This is a genomic window from Xylophilus sp. GW821-FHT01B05 (genome assembly GCA_038961845.1).
In the GTDB taxonomy this organism is placed as follows: Bacteria; Pseudomonadota; Gammaproteobacteria; order Burkholderiales; family Burkholderiaceae_C; genus Xylophilus.
Genome location: CP152408.1, coordinates 3,217,040 through 3,237,304 on the forward strand (window position 1 = coordinate 3,217,040; position 20,265 = coordinate 3,237,304).

Annotated in this window: 18 protein-coding genes and 1 tRNA gene; 5 read left to right on the forward strand and 14 right to left on the reverse strand. The window is 65.4% G+C overall.

The features are described 5' to 3' along the window. Positions 1-6: 6 nt before the first annotated feature. Complete coding sequence (gene rpiA, locus AAFF27_14900; protein XAH21316.1) at positions 7-696, reverse strand: ribose-5-phosphate isomerase RpiA; 690 nt, start codon at positions 694-696, stop codon at positions 7-9. A 35-nt stretch (positions 697-731) separates the two neighbouring features. Between rpiA and AAFF27_14905 the strand changes: the two genes are divergently transcribed. Then, positions 732-1,781: a quinone-dependent dihydroorotate dehydrogenase gene (locus AAFF27_14905; GenBank protein XAH21317.1), complete on the forward strand. Its 1,050-nt coding sequence runs from the start codon at positions 732-734 to the stop codon at positions 1,779-1,781. An 80-nt stretch (positions 1,782-1,861) separates the two neighbouring features. On the opposite strand, the gene AAFF27_14910 is transcribed toward AAFF27_14905, so the two are convergent. The 11 genes from AAFF27_14910 to uvrB all read right to left on the reverse strand — a co-directional run bounded on the left by AAFF27_14910 (position 1,862) and on the right by uvrB (position 13,789). Beyond that, positions 1,862-4,921, reverse strand: coding sequence for an EAL domain-containing protein (locus tag AAFF27_14910; GenBank protein ID XAH21318.1), 3,060 nt, complete (start codon positions 4,919-4,921; stop codon positions 1,862-1,864). A 145-nt stretch (positions 4,922-5,066) separates the two neighbouring features. Continuing rightward, positions 5,067-5,141: transfer RNA gene (locus AAFF27_14915), tRNA-Val, on the reverse strand. Between the two features lie 29 nt (positions 5,142-5,170). After that, positions 5,171-5,887: a DNA polymerase III subunit epsilon gene (gene dnaQ, locus AAFF27_14920; protein XAH21319.1), complete on the reverse strand. Its 717-nt coding sequence runs from the start codon at positions 5,885-5,887 to the stop codon at positions 5,171-5,173. Between the two features lie 13 nt (positions 5,888-5,900). Beyond that, positions 5,901-6,239 (reverse strand): ISC system 2Fe-2S type ferredoxin, encoded by a 339-nt coding sequence (gene fdx, locus AAFF27_14925; protein ID XAH21320.1) that lies wholly within the window; start codon positions 6,237-6,239, stop codon positions 5,901-5,903. A gap of 38 nt (positions 6,240-6,277) precedes the next feature. Then, the gene (hscA, locus tag AAFF27_14930; GenBank protein XAH21321.1) at positions 6,278-8,143 is read right to left on the reverse strand and encodes a Fe-S protein assembly chaperone HscA; all 1,866 of its coding nucleotides are present in this window, start codon (positions 8,141-8,143) and stop codon (positions 6,278-6,280) included. Positions 8,144-8,188: 45 nt separating this feature from the next. After that, a complete protein-coding gene (hscB, locus tag AAFF27_14935; protein XAH21322.1) occupies positions 8,189-8,707 on the reverse strand; it encodes a Fe-S protein assembly co-chaperone HscB in 519 nt (172 codons plus the stop codon). A gap of 138 nt (positions 8,708-8,845) precedes the next feature. Then, positions 8,846-9,169, reverse strand: a complete 324-nt coding sequence (iscA, locus tag AAFF27_14940; protein ID XAH21323.1) for an iron-sulfur cluster assembly protein IscA — start codon at positions 9,167-9,169, stop codon at positions 8,846-8,848. Between the two features lies 1 nt (position 9,170). Further along, complete coding sequence (iscU, locus tag AAFF27_14945; GenBank protein XAH21324.1) at positions 9,171-9,575, reverse strand: Fe-S cluster assembly scaffold IscU; 405 nt, start codon at positions 9,573-9,575, stop codon at positions 9,171-9,173. Positions 9,576-9,620: 45 nt separating this feature from the next. Beyond that, positions 9,621-10,841, reverse strand: coding sequence for an IscS subfamily cysteine desulfurase (locus tag AAFF27_14950; GenBank protein ID XAH21325.1), 1,221 nt, complete (start codon positions 10,839-10,841; stop codon positions 9,621-9,623). 90 nt (positions 10,842-10,931) lie between these two features. Next, on the reverse strand, positions 10,932-11,468 hold the full coding sequence (gene iscR, locus AAFF27_14955; protein ID XAH21326.1) for a Fe-S cluster assembly transcriptional regulator IscR: 537 nt from the start codon (positions 11,466-11,468) through the stop codon (positions 10,932-10,934). A gap of 215 nt (positions 11,469-11,683) precedes the next feature. After that, positions 11,684-13,789 (reverse strand): excinuclease ABC subunit UvrB, encoded by a 2,106-nt coding sequence (gene uvrB, locus AAFF27_14960; GenBank protein ID XAH21327.1) that lies wholly within the window; start codon positions 13,787-13,789, stop codon positions 11,684-11,686. A gap of 140 nt (positions 13,790-13,929) precedes the next feature. On the opposite strand from uvrB, the gene AAFF27_14965 reads away from it, so the two are divergent. The 4 genes from AAFF27_14965 (at position 13,930) to AAFF27_14980 (ending at position 17,984) form a co-directional block, all read left to right on the forward strand. After that, on the forward strand, positions 13,930-15,126 hold the full coding sequence (locus AAFF27_14965) for an amino acid aminotransferase (protein XAH21328.1): 1,197 nt from the start codon (positions 13,930-13,932) through the stop codon (positions 15,124-15,126). A 253-nt stretch (positions 15,127-15,379) separates the two neighbouring features. Next, the gene (phaZ, locus tag AAFF27_14970; GenBank protein XAH21329.1) at positions 15,380-16,702 is read left to right on the forward strand and encodes a polyhydroxyalkanoate depolymerase; all 1,323 of its coding nucleotides are present in this window, start codon (positions 15,380-15,382) and stop codon (positions 16,700-16,702) included. Further along, on the forward strand, positions 16,699-17,349 hold the full coding sequence (locus AAFF27_14975) for an RnfABCDGE type electron transport complex subunit B (protein XAH21330.1): 651 nt from the start codon (positions 16,699-16,701) through the stop codon (positions 17,347-17,349). The genes phaZ and AAFF27_14975 overlap by 4 nt, the downstream gene beginning before the upstream one ends. Next, entirely contained in the window at positions 17,346-17,984 is a 639-nt protein-coding gene (locus AAFF27_14980; GenBank protein XAH21331.1) for a LysE family transporter, read from the forward strand. The genes AAFF27_14975 and AAFF27_14980 overlap by 4 nt, the downstream gene beginning before the upstream one ends. Before the next feature lie 12 nt (positions 17,985-17,996). On the opposite strand, the gene AAFF27_14985 is transcribed toward AAFF27_14980, so the two are convergent. Together AAFF27_14985 and AAFF27_14990 are read right to left on the reverse strand one after the other, a co-directional pair. Then, entirely contained in the window at positions 17,997-19,004 is a 1,008-nt protein-coding gene (locus AAFF27_14985) for a tripartite tricarboxylate transporter substrate binding protein (GenBank protein ID XAH21332.1), read from the reverse strand. A 59-nt stretch (positions 19,005-19,063) separates the two neighbouring features. Then, on the reverse strand, positions 19,064-20,236 hold the full coding sequence (locus tag AAFF27_14990) for an acyl-CoA dehydrogenase family protein (GenBank protein ID XAH21333.1): 1,173 nt from the start codon (positions 20,234-20,236) through the stop codon (positions 19,064-19,066). Positions 20,237-20,265 lie beyond the last annotated feature (29 nt).

The following is a 20,265-nucleotide window of genomic DNA, read 5'->3' on the forward strand; positions in this document are numbered from 1 at the left end:
TTCTGGTTATGCGTAGCGGATGGTTTCCACACCATCCGCTGTGCCCAGCAGGCAGATCTGCGCCTTCTGGTACGCGAACACGCCCACCGTCACCACGCCGGGCCACTGGCTCACCAGGGTTTCGAAGGCCAGTGGGTCGCTGATCTTCAGGCCCTGCACGTCGAGGATGTGCTGGCCGTTGTCGGTGACCAGCGGCGCGCCGTCCTTCTGCCGGATGGCGGCGCGGCCGCCCATGGCGGCGAACTGGCGCGCGATGCGCTGCGCGGCCATCGGGATCACCTCTACCGGCAGCGGGAAGGCGCCCAGGGTCTGCACGCGCTTGGAGGCATCTGCGATGCAGACGAAGCTGGTGGCCAGTGCGGCAATGATCTTCTCGCGCGTGAGCGCGGCGCCGCCGCCCTTGACCATGTGGCCCTGGCCGTCGATCTCGTCGGCGCCGTCGATGTACACGGCCAGCGATTCGACCGCGTTGGCGTCCAGCACCGGGATGCCCAGCGCCTGCAGCCGTTCGGTACTGGCGACCGAGCTGGAGACGGCACCAGGGATGCGGTCGCGTATGGTGGCCAGGGCGTCGATGAACTTGTTCACGGTAGAGCCGGTGCCAACGCCGACCACCTGGCCGGGTACCACGTAGTCCAGTGCGGCGCGGCCGACCAGGGTTTTGAGTTCGTCTTGGGAGAGTGAGGTGTTGGGCATGGGAGAGAATCCGCAGTCGAATCCGGAATTATCCAATGCTGCTGCCCTACCCCCTGGCCCGCCCCCTGCTCTTTTGCATGGACGCCGAGCGCGCCCACGACTTCACCATGGACTGGCTGGCCCGCGGCCAGAACACGCCGCTGCAGGCGCTCTGGCAGCAAACGCCGGTACATGACCCGGTGCAACTGGCCGGACTGAACTTTCCCAACCGTGTGGGCCTGGCCGCAGGCCTGGACAAGAACGCCCGCTGCATCGACGCGCTGGGCGCCATGGGCTTTGGTTTTGTCGAGGTCGGCACGGTCACGCCGCGCGGCCAGCCCGGCAACCCGCAGCCGCGCATGTTCCGCCTGCCGCAGGCCGAGGCGCTGATCAACCGGCTGGGCTTCAATAACCTCGGGCTCGATGCCTTCCTGGCCAATGTGCAGCGCTCGCGCCTGCGCCGGCGCGCCGGGCGTTCGATGCTGCTGGGCCTGAACATCGGCAAGAACGCCGACACGCCGATCGAACGCGCCGCCGACGACTACCTGGCCTGCCTGGAAGGCGTCTACCCGCATGCCGACTACGTCACCATCAACATCAGCTCGCCCAACACGCGCAACCTGCGCAGCTTGCAGTCCGACGACGCACTCGACGGCCTGCTGGGCGCATTGACCGAGCGCCGCAGCGTGCTGGCCGAGCGCCTTGGCCGCCGCGTGCCGCTGTTCCTGAAGATCGCGCCGGACCTGGACGAGGCCCAGGTCGACGCCATCGCCGCCACGCTGCGCCGCCACGCGATGGACGGTGTCATCGCCACCAATACCACCATCGCGCGCGAGGCCGTGGCCGGCCTGCCGCATGCGATGGAGGCCGGCGGCCTGTCGGGCGCGCCGGTGCGCGAGGCCAGCAACCGCGTGATCGCGCAACTGCGCGCGCGGCTGGGCCAGGATTTCCCGATCATCGGCGTGGGCGGCATCCTGTCGGCGGCCGACGCGCTGGCCAAGATCCAGGCCGGCGCCGACGTGGTGCAGCTCTACACCGGCCTGATCTACCGCGGCCCGGGCCTGGTGACCGAGGCAGCACAGGCGCTGCGCGACGCCCGGCGCTGAGCCCGCACTCCTATTTTTATAGCTAAAAGCCCAGGCGGGTCCTGGGCTAGAGGCCTATTTGGCTTAAATTTTTTTGCCGGCTACCGGTTGGGCTGCGCAAGCGCGTTCGGCACCAGTTGGGCCAGCATCACCTGCATCGGCGCGGGCCGGCCGAACAGGTAGCCCTGGAAGGCGCGGCAGCCGTTGCGGTTGAGGAAATCAAGCTGGCCTTGTGTCTCCACACCTTCGGCCACCACCGCCAGGTCCAGGCTTTCCGCCAGCGCAAGAATGGTGCGCACGATGGCCGCGTCGTTGGGGTCGGTCAGCACGTCGCGCACAAAGGACTGGTCGATCTTCAGCGTATCGAGCGGCAGGCGCTTCAAGTAGCTGAGCGACGAATAGCCGGTGCCAAAGTCATCAAGCGAGAAGCCCACGCCATGGGCCTTGAGCGCCGCCATCTTGGCAATGATGTCTTCCACGTCGTTGAGCAGCAGGGTTTCGGTGAGCTCGATCTTCAGGCGGTCCCCGCGCGCGCCGGTTTCCTTCAGTACGTCGAGCACGCGCTGGACGAAATCCAGCTGCCGGAACTGGCGCGCGCTCACGTTGACGGCAATCGCCAGCCCGTCGGTCTCGGGCTGCGCCTGCCATTGCACCAATTGCTCGCAGGCCGTCGTCAGCACCCAGTGGCCCAGTTGCAGGATCAGCCCGGTCTGCTCTGCCAGGGGAATGAACTCGCCCGGCGACACCATGCCGCGCCGTGGATGGCGCCAGCGCACCAGCGCCTCGACGCCCGTCAGGCGGCCCTCGTGGTCTACCACCGGCTGGTAATAGAGCAGTAGCTCGCGGTTGTTGATCGCGTGGCGCAGATCGGCCTCCAGCACCGAGCGGGCAGACACCGCCTCTTGCATGTTCGGGTGGAAGAAGCACATGGTGTTGCGGCCGGCGGCCTTGGCCTCGTACATGGCCAGGTCGGCGCGCTTGAGCAGGTCGTCCACGCTCTCCACCGAGCCGTCGAACAGCGCAACGCCCAGGCTAGGCGTGCTGTGGTGCTGGTAGCCCTCCAGCTGGTACGGGTTGTTCAGCAGCGCCAGGATGCGTTCACCCACCAGGCGTGCCTGGCCCGTGGCCCCGGCCTCGTCCTGGGCCAGGCCCTCGAGCATCACCACGAACTCATCGCCGCCCAGGCGCGCCACGGTGTCGCCGCCCTTGACGCAGGTCACCAGGCGGTTGGCCACGCGCTCCAGCAGGGAGTCGCCGACATCGTGGCCCATGGTGTCGTTGAGGTCCTTGAAGTTGTCCAGGTCAATGAACAGCAAGGCGCCGCGCTGCTGCTGCACACGGCACTGCGCCAGCGCCAGGATCAGGCGGTCCAGCAGCAGGCGGCGGTTGGGCAGGCCGGTGAGTGCGTCGTAGAAAGCGAGCCGCTCGATCTCGTCCTCTACCCGCTTGCGCTCGGTGATGCTGCGGCCGATGCCGCGGTAGCCGCGAAATACCCCCTGCGTATCGAAAATCGGCGTGCCGCTGATCGACACCCAGTACACCGAGCCGCTGCCATCGAGCCGCTGCAGTTCAAGATCATGAAAGGTCTGGTGCGCATCCAGCACCGCCCGGTGCCGCTGCCAGTCCGCCTCGGTCATGTTGAGCGCGCCCAGGTCCCAGCGCGTGAGGCCGATGTTGTCTTCCTGGGGCAGGCCGATCTCGGTGCCGGAATAGCCCTCGAAGCGCACGAAGCGGTGCTGCTCGTCCAGCTCCCAGTACCAGTCGGAAGACAGCTCGGTCAGGCTGCGAAAGCGCGCCTCGCTCTGGCGCAGCGCCTCGTCCGCGTGCTTGCGCTGGGTGACGTCCATGTGCGCACCGACGATGCGCAGCGGCGCCCCGTTCCGGTCGCGCCGCATGACTTTGGCGCGGTCCAGCACCCAGATCCAGCGGCCCGACTTGTGCCGCATGCGGTACTCGATCTCGTGGAGCGAGGCACCGCCCTGGTGGTGCCCCGCCAGGCCGGCGCGCAGGCTGGGCAGATCGTCGGGATGCACCAGGGCATGCCAAGCCTCGTCGTTCTCGGAGTATTCGCCGGGCGCCAGGCCCAGCAAGGCGTGCCAGCGGTCGCTGAAGTCGATGCGCTGCGCCGAGACGTTCCAGTCCCACAGGCCGACATCGGCGCCGGTCAGCATGAAGTCGAGCCGCTCCACATAGGCCAGCCGCTCTGCCTCGCGCTGGTACGCCAGCTCATGCAGCACCCGCTGCCGGCGCTGGACGAGCAGGAGCAGCATGGCGCCGCCCACCAACAGCGTCAGGTAGAGGGCAACATACATGCCCACACGTTGGCGCCAGATGCGGAAAACCTCGCCGCCATCACGGCTGACGGACACCACCAACGGCCGATCCAGCGCGGCTGCGGCCGGGCCCAGCACCGTCCGTGATGTGGCCAGGCGCTCCGGCGGCGGCCCATCGACACGGTGGGCGCTGCCGCTGGTGCCGCTGTCGACAAAGCCCTGCGCCTGCGCACCCGTGCCGTAGCCCACCGTGGCCAGCATGTCCGGCGCGTAGGCGGTCGAACGCAGCAGCGCCGACACATAGTCCGGATCGATGGCAGCCGAAACAATGCCCGCGAAGCCGCCGGCGGTGTCTTGCATCCTGTGCGTGAGGGCCAGTGATCCCTGCGGCGCATCGGGCTCGGCGGCCGAGGCATGCAGCACGCGTGCGCTGCCGCCGTTGCGCGCAGCCAGGAAGAAAGGCGACTCCGCCACCAGTTGGCCCAAGGCCTCTGGGCGATTGCTTGCGTGCACCTTGCCGTGGCTGTCTGCCGCGAGGATGCTGCGCACGCTGGGCACGATGTCCACCATCGCCTGCAGGCGCCGCGTCAACAAAACCGCAGCAGCGCCCTCTTCCGCTCCGCGCACCTGCGCCCATTCATCGCGCACGGCGAGCAGCACGGCATGGACTGCATCGATCTGCTGGGTCAGCGTCTCATCGATGATGCGGGCCTGCACCTCCAGGCGGTCCTGCTCCTGCGCGGCCACGCGCAGGCGGTCCAGATAGAGGGTGTGTACAGCCAGCAGCCCCAGGCCGGCAAAGCCGATGGCAAACCAGGCCCAGGCGCGCTTGCCGCCGCGCCCTTGGGCCACTGGAACAGTAGGGGAAAAGCTGGCGGAGGGAGCCATGGCAAGCGCGTTAGCGCAGCGCAGCTCTCAGGAAGAAAAACCTGCGATCGACACACCCGGGGTTCAACGTATTCATTGCGTTCCCTTGCGGCATCCTGCGGCCCTAACAAAAAAGGCCCGGGACGATTGCCGGGCCTTTCGAAATTGGTGGGTGATGCAGGGTTTGAACCTGCGACCCCTGCCGTGTGAAGGCAGTGCTCTACCGCTGAGCTAATCACCCGTTGACGTTGTGTTTACGTCAGCCACTGATTATGACACAGATTCGACGGAATCCTTCCAGATTGTCTTTCCGCCACTCGCTTTTTCGAGCTGCTTCAGGATCGCCGCATGCGCGGTGTGCTCCTGCTCGTTGGCGGCAATCACGGGCAGCGTGAACTGGCTCAGGTCCACGCGCACCACCTCGGTCGCGCCTTCCTCTGGCGTGGCGACGTCGATCTGCAGCGCGTTCTGGCCGCGCGTGAGGCCGATGTAGACATCGGCCAGCAGCTCGGCGTCCAGCAGTGCGCCGTGCAGCGTGCGGCTGGAGTTGTCCACGCCCAGGCGATCGCACAGCGCATCGAGCGAGTTGCGCTTGCCCGGGAACATTTCCTTGGCCATCACCAATGTGTCGGTGACGCTGCCGACGATGGTGCGGAATGGCGCGCGCCCGGACAACTCCAGCTCCTTGTTCAGGAAGCCGACGTCAAAGGCCGCGTTGTGGATGATGACCTCGGCGCCGGCCAGGTAGTCCATCAGCTCGTCGGCCACCGCCGGGAACTTGGGCTTGTCGCGCAGGAACTCGTTGCTGATGCCGTGCACCTTCAACGCGTCTTCATGGCTGTCGCGCTCGGGGTTCAGGTAGTAGTGGCGGTTGTTGCCGGTCAGCTTGCGCGCCACCAGCTCGACGCAGCCGATTTCGATGATGCGGTCGCCACCTTCTGCCGAGAGGCCGGTGGTTTCCGTATCGAGGACGATCTGGCGTGTCATGCGAGCCCCTTCATCAATGGTTTTCCTTGGCGTGGTTGATCGAGTATTTGGGGATCTCGATCGTCACGTCTTCCTGCGCCAGGATGGCCTGGCAGGACAGGCGCGATTGCGGCTCCAGGCCCCAGGCACGGTCCAGCAGGTCTTCCTCGGCCTCGTCCAGCTCACCCAGGGAATTGAAGCCCTGGCGCACCACCACGTGGCAGGTGGTGCAGGCGCAGCTCATGTCGCAGGCATGCTCGATGTTGATCTTGTGGTCCAGCAGCGCTTCGCACACAGAGGTGCCGGTGGGCACGGTGATTTCGGCGCCCTGCGGGCAGTATTCGGGATGGGGGAGGATCTTGATGACCGGCATGGCGTGATCGTGGTGAGGTCTTCTGGAATGGGGCGGTGCTAGATCGACTGCACGTTGCGGCCGGCCAGCGCACGCTGGATGCCTCGGTTCATGCGTTCGGCGGCAAAGGCCTCGGTGCCCTTGGCCAGGGCTTGCGTGGCGGCCTCGATGGCGGCAGCGTCGCCAGCGCCACGGCTGGCCCCCAGCGCGGCCATCAGGCCATCCACCGCAGCGCGGCTTTCTGCTGGCAGCAGGTCGCCGTCGGCGGCCAGTGCGCTGCGCGTGGCCAGCAGCATGCGGTCGGCATCCACCCGCGCCTCGACCAGCGCGCGTGCAGCCATGTCCTGGCCGGCGGTGCTGAAGCTGTCGCGCAGCATGCGGGCGATGTCGTCATCAGACAGGCCGTAAGACGGCTTGACGTCGATGCGTGCCTCCACGCCACTGCCCTGCTCGCGCGCCGCAACGCTCAGCAAGCCGTCGGCATCTACCGTGAAGGTCACGCGGATGCGCGCCGCGCCGGCCGCCATGGGCGGGATGCCGCGCAACTCGAAGCGCGCCAGGCTGCGGCAATCGGCCACCAGATCACGCTCGCCCTGCACCACGTGCAGCGCCAGCGCGGTCTGGCCGTCCTGGTAGGTGGTGAAATCCTGCGCCTTGGCGGTGGGAATGGTCTCGTTGCGCGAGACGATGCGCTCGACCAGCCCACCCATGGTTTCGATGCCCAGCGACAGCGGGATCACATCCAGCAGCAGCAAACCATCCTCGCCGGCATTGCCAGCCAGCTGGTTCGCCTGGATCGCAGCGCCCAACGCCACGACCTGGTCAGGATCGAGATTGGTGAGCGGCGCGCGGCCAAAGAACTCATGCACGGCGCGGCGGATCTGCGGCATGCGCGTAGAGCCACCGACCAGCACCACGCCCTGGATATCGTCGCGGGCCAGCCCGGCGTCGCGCAGCGCGCGGCGCACGGCGGCCATGGTGCGCGCCGTCAAGGCTGCAGTGGCGGCCTCGAAATCTGCGTTTTTTACGTCAAATCGTACGGAACCCGTTGCCAGATCTAGGCTGAAAGCTACCAAATCAGTAGCAGACAGCGCTTCCTTGCAGGCACGGGCTGCCTGCCGCAGCGCAGCCTTCTCCGAAGGCGTAGTGGCCGCTTGGCCTGTCTGCGCCAGCAGCCAGTCGGCCAGTGCGGCGTCATAGTCATCGCCGCCCAGGGCCGAATCGCCGCCGGTGGCGATCACCTCGAACACGCCCTGGGTCAGGCGCAGGATGGAGATATCAAAGGTGCCGCCACCCAGGTCATAGACCGCGTAGACGCCTTCGCTGCCGTTGTCCAGCCCGTAGGCAATGGCGGCGGCCGTGGGCTCGTTGATGAGGCGCAGCAGCTCGATGCCCGCGAGCTTGGCCGCATCCTTGGTGGCCTGGCGCTGGGCGTCGTCGAAATAGGCCGGCACGGTGATTACCGCGCCGTGGATGTCGGAGTCAAACGAGTCCTCGGCCCGCTGGCGCAGCGTGGCCAGGATCTCGGCGCTCACTTCCACCGGCGACTTCACGCCCGCCACCGTGGCAATGCCGACCATGCCGCCCTGCCCTTCGGGCGCGACAAAGCGATAGGGCAGGCTCTCCGGCCGCTCGATGTCGGCCAGGCCGCGGCCCATGAAGCGCTTGACGGAGACGATGCTGTTTTCGGGGTCGGCCGTCTGCGCGTCGCGAGCAGCAGCGCCAATGGCCCGCCCTTGCGGCGACAGATAGCGCACGGCCGAAGGCAGCAGCACTTCGCCCCGCTCGTCGGGCAGGCATTCGGCCACGCCGTTGCGCACTGCGGCCACCAGCGAATGGGTGGTGCCCAGGTCAATGCCCACGGCAATACGGCGCTGATGGGGATCAGGGGACTGGTTAGGCTCGGATATCTGGAGAAGCGCCATGTGCAAATGTGTTGTGGGGGCCGGTCTCGTGCCGGCCGCAGCCGTCTATTGTCCCAGTTGCTCTTGCCGAGCACCCACGTCTTCGGCGAAACGCGCAATGAACATGAGGGCTCTGACCTCGCGCGCGGCACTGGCCGCATCGCCGGCCTCGTCCAGCAAGGCAGCGCAGCGCTGCAGCGCTGCGGCGCGGGCGGCATCGACATCCCGCTCCAGGCGGTCGACATCCGCCACGCTGGCCGCGTCGTCCAGCGCCTCGCGCCATTCCATCTGCTGCATCAGGAACTCGGTCGGCATCGCGGTGTTGTTCTCGGCCTCGATCGGCGCACCGCGCAGCTCGCACAGGTAAGCAGCCCGCTTCAGCGGATCGCGCAGGCGCCGGTAGGCCTCGTTGATGCGCACCGACCACTGCAGCGCCACGCGCTGCGCGGCGGCACCCTGGGCGGCAAAGCGATCAGGATGCGCTTCGCGCTGCAGCTCTTTCCAACGCGCATCCAGCACGGCACGATCCTGCGCAAAAACCGCCGGTACAGCGAACAGTTCGAAATCGGTGTCGTTGAGGTTCATGGCAAAAAAATGCCGCCTGCAACAAAGCGGCGGCGTTTATCAGGGAACACCGCGGAACCGGCTCCGCCGGGCCGCAGGTGTTGCCCCCGGTCGGGGGTTGGCGCAGCGACACGAAGTGCGCGCAGCCTGGGGGCGAGCCTAGATTCTGAAGCTCTCGCCGCAGCCGCAGCGATCCCGTTCGTTCGGGTTGTTGAAGCGAAAGCCTTCGTTCAGGCCTTCGCGCACGAAGTCGAGCTGCGTGCCGTCGATGTAGGCCAGGCTCTTGGGGTCGATCATGACCTTCACGCCGTGGTCTTCGAACATCACGTCGCCCTCGATCGGGTCGTCCACGTACTCCAGCTTGTAGGCCAGGCCCGAGCAACCCGTGGTCTTCACGCCCAGCCGCACGCCCAGGCCGCGCCCCCGCTTGGTCAGGTAGCGGTTGACGTGCCGTGCGGCGGCTTCGGTCAGCGTGACGGCCATGTCAGTGGGCAGCGGCGGCGAGCGCCACGCTCTTCTTCTTGTAGTCTTCGACGGCCGCCTTGATCGCATCCTCGGCCAGGATGGAGCAGTGGATCTTCACCGGCGGCAAGGCCAGTTCTTCGGCGATCACGCTGTTCTTGAGCGCAGCCGCTTCGTCCAGCGTCTTGCCCTTGACCCACTCGGTGACGAGCGAGGAAGAAGCAATGGCCGAGCCGCAGCCGTAGGTCTTGAAGCGCGCGTCTTCGATCACACCGGTTTCGGGGTTGACCTTGATCTGCAGCTTCATCACGTCGCCGCAGGCTGGCGCGCCGACCATGCCGGTGCCAACGGTGTCGTCACCCTTGTCGAAAGAGCCGACATTGCGGGGGTTTTCGTAGTGGTCGATGACCTTCTCGGAATAAGCCATGGTGGGTACCTCTTCGATTCTGTATTCAGGAAACCGCGGCGGGGGTCAGTGCGCCGCCCACTGGATGGTGCTGATGTCCACGCCGTCCTGGAACATCTCCCAAAGCGGGCTCAGCTCGCGCAGCTTGGCCACGTTGTGCTTGATGGTGGAGATCGCATAATCGATCTCTTCCTCGGTCGTGAAACGGCCGATGGTCATGCGCAGGCTGCTGTGGGCCAGCTCGTCGCTGCGGCCCAGGGCGCGCAGCACATAGCTGGGTTCCAGGCTGGCCGACGTGCAGGCCGAGCCAGACGACACCGCCAGGCCCTTGATACCCATGATCAGCGACTCGCCCTCGACGTAGTTGAAGCTGATGTTCAGGTTTTGCGGCACACGGTGCTCCATGCTGCCGTTGATGAACACTTGCTCGATGTCCTTGAGCCCGTCGAGCAGGCGTTGCTGCAGCACGCGGGCCTTGGCATTCACTTCGGCCATTTCCAGCTTGATGATGCGGAAGGCCTCGCCCATGCCCACGATCTGGTGGGTGGGCAGCGTGCCCGAGCGCATGCCACGCTCATGGCCACCGCCGTGGATTTGGGCTTCCAGCCGCACGCGCGGCTTGCGGCGCACATACAGCGCGCCCACACCCTTGGGGCCGTAGGTCTTGTGCGCAGTCATGCTCATCAGGTCGATGGGCAGGACCTTCATGTCGATGTCCACGCGGCCGGTGGCCTGGGCAGCATCCACATGGAACAGGATGCCCTTCTCACGGCACAGGGCGCCGATGGCGGGGATGTCCTGGATCACGCCAATTTCGTTGTTCACGAACAGCACGCTGATCAGGATGGTGTCGGGGCGAATGGCTGCCTTGAGCGCGTCAAAGTTCACCAGGCCGTCTTCCTGGACATCCAGGTAGGTGACCTCGAAGCCTTGGCGCTCCAGCTCGCGCATGGTGTCGAGCACGGCCTTGTGCTCGGTCTTGAGCGTGATCAGGTGCTTGCCCTTGGTCTTGTAGAACTGGGCAGCGCCCTTCAAGGCCAGGTTGATGGATTCGGTGGCACCGCTGGTCCACACGATCTCGCGCGGGTCGGCACCGATCAGGTCGGCCACGTAGCCACGCGATTTCTCCACGATCTCTTCGGCCTCCCAGCCCCAGGCGTGGCTGCGGGAAGCCGGGTTGCCAAAGTGCTGGCGCAACCAGGGAATCATCGCGTCAACGACGCGGTCATCGACCGGCGTGGTGGCGCCGTAGTCGAGGTAGATCGGGAAATGCGGGGTCATGTCCATGGCTAACTCTGTCGAATGCTGGCTATGTGGCTGGCTAAAAACGGGCTCGGCAGCGCAGCCCCCGACAGGGGCATGCACCAGGCCAAGGCCTTAGGATTTGGCGAAGACGTTGCCGAGGGCAAACACCGAATTCGGCGCATTGACGCGAATCGGCTTGACCACGGGAGCGCTGGAAATGGCGCGGCGCACGACCGGCCGGTCTTCGATCTGAACGCCCTTGGCGATCTGCTCGTCCACCAGCTTTTGCAGGGTGACGGAGTCCAGGAACTCCACCATGCGCTGGTTGAGCGAGGCCCACAGCTCGTGCGTCATGCAACGGCCGGCTTCACCCAGGCAGTTTTCTTTGCCGCCGCAGTGGGTGGCGTCGATCGGCTCGTCTACCGACACGATGATGTCGGCGACCGTGATGTCGGCCGCCTTGCGACCGAGCGTGTAACCGCCGCCCGGGCCACGGGTGGATTCGACCAGCTCATGGCGGCGCAGCTTGCCAAACAGCTGCTCCAGGTAGGACAGCGAGATTTGCTGGCGTTGGCTGATGGCAGCGAGGGTGACTGGACCATTGTTCTGGCGCAGGGCCAGATCAATCATGGCAGTCACGGCAAAACGACCTTTGGTTGTGAGACGCATGTCAGCTCCTTGTTGGCTGTTGCTTTTTCAAAACACCCAGGAAACCTGCACTTGCAGGTCTCGACCGGGGTACCGTCTCCGCCCTTACTCTTGCGCTCCGTCAAGGGAGGCAGGAGCCCTTCATCGCAGGTTTCTGTTGTTGAGTATTTCCGTCAAGTATAGCATAAGACCCGTGGCCCGTGTCGGGATAGCCTTCCCTTCCCGCCTGCGACCGACTACGAAAGCCCTTCCACGTGGTCGCCGCCAGAGGCCCCGAAGGCCTGCTCCTTCAGGTGCGCCAACTGGTCGCGCAAACGTGCCGCTTTCTCGAACTCCAGATTGCGCGCGTGCTCCAGCATCTGCTTTTCCAGCCGCTTGATCTCGCGGGCGATGTCTTTCTCGGACATGTCCTCCACCCGCGCCTTTTGTAAAGCGTTTTGCTCCAGCAAGGCCTCGTCACGGCCTGACTTCTCGCTGTAAACCCCGTCGATCAGGTCACGCACCTGTTTCACGATGCTGCGCGGGGTAATGCCCTGCTCTTCATTCCAGGCCAGTTGCTTGGCGCGACGGCGTTCGGTCTCGCCAATGGCCCGCTTCATGGATTCAGTGACCCTATCTGCATAGAGGATGGCGCGGCCATTGAGGTTCCGTGCTGCGCGGCCAATCGTCTGTATCAAGCTGCGTTCGGAGCGCAGGAAGCCTTCCTTGTCGGCGTCCAGGATGGCGACAAGGCTGACTTCCGGGATATCCAGGCCTTCGCGCAACAGGTTGATGCCCACCAGCACGTCGAAGGCGCCCAGGCGCAGGTCGCGCAGGATTTCCACCCGCTCGACGGTGTCGATGTCGCTGTGCAGGTAGCGCACCTTCACGCCGTTGTCGCCCAGATAGTCGGTGAGCTGCTCGGCCATGCGCTTGGTCAGGGTGGTGATCAGCACGCGCTCGTGCTTGTCGACACGGATGCGGATCTCTTGCAACACGTCGTCGACCTGGTGGGTGGCGGGGCGCACCTCGACCTGCGGGTCGACCAGGCCGGTGGGGCGCACGACCTGCTCCACCACCTGGCCGGCATGGTCCTGCTCATACTGGGCTGGCGTGGCAGAGACAAACACCACCTGGCGCATGCGCTCCTCGAATTCCTGCAGACGCAGCGGCCGGTTGTCGAGCGCGGACGGCAGGCGAAAGCCATATTCCACCAGCGTGGTCTTGCGCGCCCGGTCGCCGTTGTACATGCCGCCGAGCTGGCCGATCATGACGTGGCTCTCGTCAAGGAACATCACCGCATCCTTGGGCAGGTAATCAGTCAAGGTGGCCGGCGGCTCGCCCTCGGCCGAGCCGGCCAGGTGGCGTGAGTAGTTCTCGATGCCTTTGCAGTGGCCGACTTCGCTGAGCATTTCCAGGTCGAAGCGGGTGCGCTGCTCCAGCCGCTGGGCCTCGACCAGCTTGCCTTCGGAGACGAAGAATTTCAGTCGCCCAGCCAGTTCCTCTTTGATCGCCTCTACCGCCGCCAGCACCTTGTCGCGCGGGGTGACGTAGTGGCTCGACGGGTAGATGACAAAGCGCGGGATCTTTTGTCGGATGCGGCCGGTGAGCGGGTCGAACAGCTGCAGCGACTCGATTTCGTCGTCGAACAGCTCTATGCGCACCGCCAATTCCGAGTGCTCGGCCGGGAACACGTCGATGGTGTCGCCGCGCACGCGGAAGGTGCCACGCGCGAAATCCTGCTCATTGCGGGTGTACTGCATGCGGATCAGTTGCGAGATGGCGTCGCGCTGGCTCTGCTTGCCGCCCACCTTCAGGATGAAGCGCATCTGCGTGTAGTCCTCGGGTGCGCCGATGCCGTAGATGGCGCTGACGGTGGCGACGATGATCACGTCACGCCGCTCCAGCACGCTCTTGGTGGCCGACAGCCGCATCTGCTCGATGTGCTCGTTGATGGCCGAGTCCTTTTCGATGAAAAGGTCGCGCTGCGGCACATAGGCCTCGGGCTGGTAGTAGTCGTAGTAGCTGACGAAGTACTCGACCGCGTTCTTGGGGAAGAACTCGCGGAACTCGCTGTAGAGCTGCGCCGCCAGCGTCTTGTTGGGCGCAAACACGATGGCCGGGCGCCCCAGGCGGGCGATCACGTTGGCCATGGTGAAGGTCTTGCCCGAGCCGGTCACGCCCAGCAGGGTCTGGAACACCTCGCCGTCTTGCACGCCGGCCACCAATTGGTCAATGGCCGCCGGCTGGTCGCCCGCGGGCGGGTACGGCTGGAACAGTTCGAAGGGCGAGTCGGGAAAGCGCACGAAGGTGCCCTCCGGGACGGGAGCGGTGTCGGGCAGGGCTTCGGCGATATCAGGCATGGTGGGGAAACTGTACAGGCAGGGCGAACGGCCCGGGCGTAGGTAAAATTCCAGGTTGGCCCGCAGCCGGCCGATTCAAGTCAGCCAGCCCGCGGACGCGGAGCAGCAAACCTTTTTCCATCCACAAGGACTTTTCTCTCATGTCTCTCTTCACCGCCGTCGAGATGGCGCCGCGCGACCCGATCCTGGGCCTCAACGAGCAATTCGCCACAGACACCAACCCCAAGAAGGTCAACCTGGGCGTGGGCGTCTACTTTGACGACAACGGCAAGCTGCCCCTGCTGCAATGCGTGCAGGAAGCCGAAAAGCGCATGATGGCCACGCCGACGGCGCGCGGCTACCTGCCGATCGACGGCATTGCGGCCTACGACGCAGCCGTGAAGACCTTGGTGTTTGGTGCCGACAGCGAGCCAGTCACCTCCGGTCGCGTCGCCACCGTCCAGGCCATTGGCGGCACGGGTGGCCTGAAGGTCGGCGCCGACTTCCTGAAGAAGCTCAACCCCCAGGCCAAGGTGCTGATCAGCGACCCGAGCTGGGAAAACCACCGCGCCCTGTTCATCAGCGCGGGCTTCGAGGTCGAGAGCTACCCCTACTACGACGCAGCCAAGCGCGGCGTCAACTTCGACGGCATGCTGGCTGCCTTGAATGCAGCGCCCGCCGGCACCGTCGTCGTGCTGCATGCCTGCTGCCACAACCCGACCGGCTATGACATCACCGCCGCCCAGTGGGACCAGGTGGTTGCCGCCGTCAAGGCCAAGGGCCTGGTGGCCTTCCTCGACATGGCCTACCAAGGCTTCGGCTACGGCCTGAAGGAAGACGGCGCGGCTGTCGCCAAATTTGTTGACGCTGGCCTGACCTTCTTCGTCTCGACCTCGTTCTCCAAGAGCTTCAGCCTGTACGGCGAACGTGTCGGCGCCCTGTCGGTGCTGTGCGAAAACAAGGAAGAAGCCGGCCGCGTGCTGTCGCAGCTCAAGATCGCCATCCGCACCAACTACAGCAACCCGCCCACGCACGGCGGCGCCGTGGTGGCTGCGGTGCTCGGCAACCCCGAGCTGCGCGCCCTGTGGGAGAAGGAACTGGGCGAGATGCGCGTGCGCATCAAGGCCATGCGCCAGAAGCTGGTCGATGGCCTGAAGGCCGCTGGCGTGCAGCAGGACATGTCCTTCATCGTCGAGCAGATCGGCATGTTCAGCTATTCGGGCCTGAACAAGGACCAGATGGTGCGCCTGCGCAACGAGTTTGGCGTGTACGGCACCGACACCGGCCGCATGTGCGTGGCCGCGCTCAACAGCAAGAACGTCGACTACGTCTGCGCCGCCATCGCCAAGGTGATTTAAGTTGGCGTGAAGGCAACACCACGGCCTGATGGAAGCCGCCTCCGGGCGGCTTTTTTACGATCAAAAATATTGATAAAAAGTGGCTTTAGCCCAATACAGGCCTGGGCTATTAGCTATCATTTTCGATGCAAATGAAGCATTTGCAAACATCGGTACCGGGTTTGCTCCGCAGACCGGCGTGGGAATTCGTTGTCAAATATTTTGTGCGCCCCCGGTGCTATATTGCACTGCAACAATTCCACGAAAACACAGCATGCTCTACCAGCTCTACGAGGCCCAGCGCTCCATGATGGAGCCCTTTGCCGACTTCGCCCTTGCCGCCTCCAAGGTGTATAGCAACCCGCTCATGCCGCTGGGCCAGATGCCCTTTGCGCAGCGCGTCTCTGCCGGCTACGACCTGCTGTACCGGCTGGGCAAGGACTACGAGAAGCCGGTGTTCGGCATCCAGACCGTGGCGGTGGACGGCGGCGAGGTGGTCATCCACGAGAGCGTGGAGATCGACAAGCCGTTTTGCGAGCTGCGGCGCTTCAAGCGCTTTACCGACGACTCGGATGTGCTGGCCAGCATCAAGTCCCAGCCCGTGGTGCTGATCGTGGCGCCGCTCTCCGGCCACTACGCCACCTTGCTGCGCGACACCGTGCGCACCATGCTGCGCGACCACAAGGTCTACATCACCGACTGGAAAAACGCCCGCCTGGTGCCCTTGTCTGAGGGCGAATTCCACCTCGACGACTACGTCAACTACGTGCAGGAATTCATCCGCCACCTGCAGGCCAGCTACGGCAACTGCCACGTGATCAGCGTCTGCCAGCCCACGGTGCCGGTACTGGCGGCCGTGTCGCTGATGGCCTCGCGCGGCGAGACCACGCCGCTGTCCATGACCATGATGGGCGGCCCGATCGACGCGCGCAAGTCGCCTACCGCCGTCAACAACCTGGCGATGAACAAGAGCTACGAGTGGTTCGAGAACAATGTCATCTACCGCGTGCCAGGCAACTTCCCCGGTGAAGGCCGGCGCGTGTATCCCGGCTTTCTGCAGCACACCGGCTTTGTCGCCATGAACCCGGACCGGCACGCCACCAGCCACTACGACTACTTCAAGGACCTGCTCAAGGGCGACGACGCCAGCGCCGAAGCGCACCGCAAGTTTTATGACGAGTACAACGCCGTGCTCGACATGGACGCGGACTACTACCTCGAGACCATCCGCACCGTGTTCCAGGACTTCCAGTTGGTGTACGGCACCTGGGACGTGCGCGGTGTGGACGGCAAGGTCGAGCGCGTGCGCCCGCAGGACATCACCGGCTCGGCACTGCTGACGGTCGAAGGCGAGCTGGACGACATCTCCGGCTCGGGCCAGACCGCCGCCGCACATGACCTGTGCACCGGCATCCCGGCCACCCAGCAGCAGCACCTGGAAGCCAAGGGCGCGGGCCACTACGGCATCTTCAGCGGGCGCCGCTGGCGCGAGATCGTCTACCCCAAGGTGCGCGACTTCATCCGCACGCACGATGTGCAGGACACGGCCGCCACGCCAGCCCGCCGGCGGCGCAATGCGGCCGCCAAGGCGGCGTGAGCGCACCCGCCCTGCTCGAACCAACCCTGGCTGCCCGCATCGATGCGGCCCTGCCACAGACCCAGTGCACCCGCTGCGGCTACCCGGACTGCGCGGGCTATGCGCAGGCCATCGCCGCCGGTGAAGCCGGCATCAACCAATGCCCGCCCGGCGGCGCCGAAGGCATTGCGCGCCTGGCCCGCATCACCGGCCGCGCGGCATTGCCGCTGGACCCGGTCTTTGGCAGCGAAGGCCCGCGCCAGTTGGCGGTGATCGACGAGGCCTGGTGCATAGGCTGCACCTTGTGCCTGGACGCCTGCCCGACCGACGCCATCCTGGGCAGCAACAAGCGCATGCACACGGTGATCGATGCGCACTGCACGGGCTGCGAGCTGTGCATTCCGGTCTGCCCCGTCGATTGCATATCGCTTGAAGTCGCAACGCCGGGCCGCAGCGGCTGGCAAGCCTGGTCACAGGTGCAAGCCGAGGTCGCACTGCAGCGCTACCAGCGACATCGCAGCCAGCGCGATACGGCCAAGCAGGACGCCGAAGAGGCCCCTGCTGTCGCCCAAGTGCAGGCCGCCGACACGCGCAAGCGCTCCGTCGTCGAAGCCGCCCTGGCGCGCGCCCGCGCCGCCTCACAACGCCCACCTGCCACCAAGCCATGACACTCGACACCCTGCTGATCTATAGCGTCGCCTCGCTCGCCCTAGCCGTGATTCCCGGCCCGACCATGCTGCTGGCGCTGTCCAACGGTATCGACGGCGGCATGCGCCGCGCAAGCTGGGGCATTGCCGGCGCGTCGCTCGGCAGCGTCGTGCTGATCGCAGTCGTTGCGTTGGGGCTGGGCTCGCTGCTGGCCGCATCCGAGTTGCTCTTCAACGCAATCCGTATTGCGGGCGTTGCCTACCTCGTCTGGCTTGGCATCAAGCTCTGGCGCAGCGAGGCAACCGATCTTGGCAGCGCGCTCGCCAAGTCCGACATTGAGGTACGTCCACACGGCCGCGTCGCGCTGCTGCGCAGCCTGATGGTGGCCCTGTCGAACCCCAAGACGGTGCTGTTCTTCGCGGCCTTCCTGCCGCAGTTCATCGACATCACCCAGCCACAAGGCCCGCAGTACCTGCTGCTGGGCGCGGTCTTCGTCGTGCTCGATACCTGCGTGATGCTGGCCTATGCGGGTGCCGGCACGCAAGCCGTTCGATTCCTCTCGCAGCGCGGCCTCAGGGCCATGAACCGCGGCTGCGCGGCCGGCATGTGGCTGCTGGCGGCCACGCTCGCGTTCTGGCGCAGGCCAGGCGCCTGAGCTTGCCTAGACTCAATCGACCTTGGCCCCGGAGAACTTCACAACCTCTCCCCACTTCACGATGTCGTCCTTGATGGCCGTCACGAAGCGCTCTGGCGTGCCGCCCAGCGGGGTGTAGCCCATCTGCTCGATCCTCTCCCTGAAGGCCGGCGAATTCAGTGCGGCGTTGAGCGCGCTGTTGATGCGCTGCGTCACCTCAGGCGGCGTGCCCTTTGGCGCCAGCAGACCGAACCAGGTCTCCGATACCAGTGCCGGATAGCCCAGCTCCGTTGTCGTCGGCACGTCGGGCATGGCCACCGAGCGTTTGTCCGACATCACGGCCAGCGCGCGCAGGCGCTTGTCCTTCACGAAGGGCACCACGGCCGCCACGCCCGGGAACGCGAGCTGCAAGCGGTCCCCCAGCAGGTCGGTGAAGACCGCGCCGGGAGAGGTGTAGGGCACGTGCACCATGAAGACGCCGAAGGTCTTCTTGTACAGCTCGCCGGACAGGTGATAGGAGCTGCCGCTTCCGGTCGATCCGAAATTCAGCTTGGCGGGGTTCTTCTTCGCGTACTCCGTCAGTTCCTTCAGATCCCGGGCCGGAATGGAGGCGTTGACCACGATGACGTTGGGAATCGACCCCACCATCACGACCGGGTCGAAGTCCTTCAGCGGATGGAAGGGCTTGGCGTCGTAGAGCGTCACGGCCGAGACCACGGTCCCGGTCCAGCTCATCAGCAAGGTGTAGCCATCGGCAGGCGCCTTCGCCGCAAGCGATCCGCCCAGGTTGCCATTCGCCCCCGGGCGATTCTCGACAATCACGGATTGATTCACCGCCTTGCCAAGCTCATCCGCGATCAGGCGGGCAAGCGGATCGGCACTGCCGCCCGGAGCCGCGGGGACAATGATGTGAATCGGCTTCGCCGGCCACGGCTGCGCGACCGCAGCCGGCGCAAGGCTGCCAAGCAAGGCCGCAGCCACCAAAACCGGCATGAGCCGCGAACCGCGGCGGCCGGCAAAGTTCACAAGTGCTGAACGCATGGTTGTCTCCTTGTAGTGATTCATGAGGACCTCGATGGGTCCATGTCTGTCGGGAAAACTCAGTAGGACTTGGGCAGGCCCAGCACGCGCTCGGCGATATGGCTCAGGATCATTTCGCGGCTCACCGGGGCAATGCGCGGGATCATGATTTCGCGCATGTAGCGCTCCACATGGAATTCCTTGGAGTAGCCCATGCCGCCGTGCGTGAGCACCGCGCGCTCGCAGGCGCGAAAGCCGGCTTCGGCTGCGAAGTACTTGGCGGCATTGGCCTCGGCACCGCACTCCTTGCCGTTGTCGTACAGCCATGCGGCCCGCATGGTGAGCAGCTGCGCTGCTTCCAGCTCGACCCAGTTCTCTGCCAGCGGATGCTGGATGGACTGGTTTTGCCCGATGGGACGATCGAAGACGACACGCTCGCGCGCATAGTCCGCAGCCTTCTTCAGCGCGATGCGGCCGATGCCGACGGCCTCCGCCGCCAGCAGCGCCCGCTCGGGATTCATGCCATGCAGGATGTACTTGAAGCCCTGCCCTTCTTCACCGATGCGGTCCTCTACCGGGATCTCCAGGCCGTCGATGAACAGCTCGTTGGAGTCCACGCACTTGCGCCCCATCTTCTCGATCAGGCGCACGTCAACCTTGCTGCGGTCCAGGTCGGTATAGAACAGCGACAAGCCCGAGCCAGGCTTGCCCGGCGGCAGCTCTTCGATGGGCGTGGTGCGCGCCAGCAGCAGGATCTTGTCGGCAACCTGTGCGGTGGAGATCCACACCTTCTGCCCATGTACGACGTACTTGTCGCCCTGGCGCACGGCACGGGTCTTGAGCCGTGTGGTGTTCAGTCCCGCGTTGGGTTCGGTCACGCCGAAGCAGGCCTTGACCTGGCCTTTGGCGATCGGCGGCAGCATGCGGCGTTTCTGCTCGGGCGTGCCGAACACGGCAATCGGCATGAGTCCGAAGATGTTGATGTGAACGCTGGAGCAACCGCTCAGGCAAGCGCCGGATTCGGCCACGGTCTGCATCATCACGCAGGCCTCTTGCACGCCCAGCCCGGCGCCGCCGTATTCCTCAGGGATCGCCAGCCCCAGCCAGCCGGCCTCGGCCATGGCGTCATAGAACGCATGCGGAAACACACCGTCGGTATCGCGCTCGCGCCAATAGCTTTCGGGGAAGCGTGTGCAGAGATCCTTGACGGCGTCGCGGATCGATTGCTGCTCAGGGGTTTGTTCAAAGTTCATGGTCGGGGTTGCTGCAGGCGTGGTTCGCG

What these genes read in the sequence shown, in the direction of transcription:
- AAFF27_14990 (XAH21333.1), bottom strand. Translation starts at nt 20,236, where the DNA reads ATGAACTTTGAACAAACCCCTGAGCAGCAATCGATCCGCGACGCCGTC.
- AAFF27_14950 (XAH21325.1), bottom strand. Translation starts at nt 10,841, where the DNA reads ATGGACATGACCCCGCATTTCCCGATCTACCTCGACTACGGCGCCACC.
- uvrB (XAH21327.1), bottom strand. Translation starts at nt 13,789, where the DNA reads ATGCCTGATATCGCCGAAGCCCTGCCCGACACCGCTCCCGTCCCGGAG.
- AAFF27_14980 (XAH21331.1), top strand. Translation starts at nt 17,346, where the DNA reads ATGACACTCGACACCCTGCTGATCTATAGCGTCGCCTCGCTCGCCCTA.
- phaZ (XAH21329.1), top strand. Translation starts at nt 15,380, where the DNA reads ATGCTCTACCAGCTCTACGAGGCCCAGCGCTCCATGATGGAGCCCTTT.
- hscB (XAH21322.1), bottom strand. Translation starts at nt 8,707, where the DNA reads ATGAACCTCAACGACACCGATTTCGAACTGTTCGCTGTACCGGCGGTT.
- rpiA (XAH21316.1), bottom strand. Translation starts at nt 696, where the DNA reads ATGCCCAACACCTCACTCTCCCAAGACGAACTCAAAACCCTGGTCGGC.
- AAFF27_14985 (XAH21332.1), bottom strand. Translation starts at nt 19,004, where the DNA reads ATGCGTTCAGCACTTGTGAACTTTGCCGGCCGCCGCGGTTCGCGGCTC.
- AAFF27_14910 (XAH21318.1), bottom strand. Translation starts at nt 4,921, where the DNA reads ATGGCTCCCTCCGCCAGCTTTTCCCCTACTGTTCCAGTGGCCCAAGGG.
- AAFF27_14905 (XAH21317.1), top strand. Translation starts at nt 732, where the DNA reads ATGCTGCTGCCCTACCCCCTGGCCCGCCCCCTGCTCTTTTGCATGGAC.
- fdx (XAH21320.1), bottom strand. Translation starts at nt 6,239, where the DNA reads ATGCCGGTCATCAAGATCCTCCCCCATCCCGAATACTGCCCGCAGGGC.
- AAFF27_14965 (XAH21328.1), top strand. Translation starts at nt 13,930, where the DNA reads ATGTCTCTCTTCACCGCCGTCGAGATGGCGCCGCGCGACCCGATCCTG.
- iscA (XAH21323.1), bottom strand. Translation starts at nt 9,169, where the DNA reads ATGGCCGTCACGCTGACCGAAGCCGCCGCACGGCACGTCAACCGCTAC.
- hscA (XAH21321.1), bottom strand. Translation starts at nt 8,143, where the DNA reads ATGGCGCTTCTCCAGATATCCGAGCCTAACCAGTCCCCTGATCCCCAT.
- iscR (XAH21326.1), bottom strand. Translation starts at nt 11,468, where the DNA reads ATGCGTCTCACAACCAAAGGTCGTTTTGCCGTGACTGCCATGATTGAT.
- dnaQ (XAH21319.1), bottom strand. Translation starts at nt 5,887, where the DNA reads ATGACACGCCAGATCGTCCTCGATACGGAAACCACCGGCCTCTCGGCA.
- iscU (XAH21324.1), bottom strand. Translation starts at nt 9,575, where the DNA reads ATGGCTTATTCCGAGAAGGTCATCGACCACTACGAAAACCCCCGCAAT.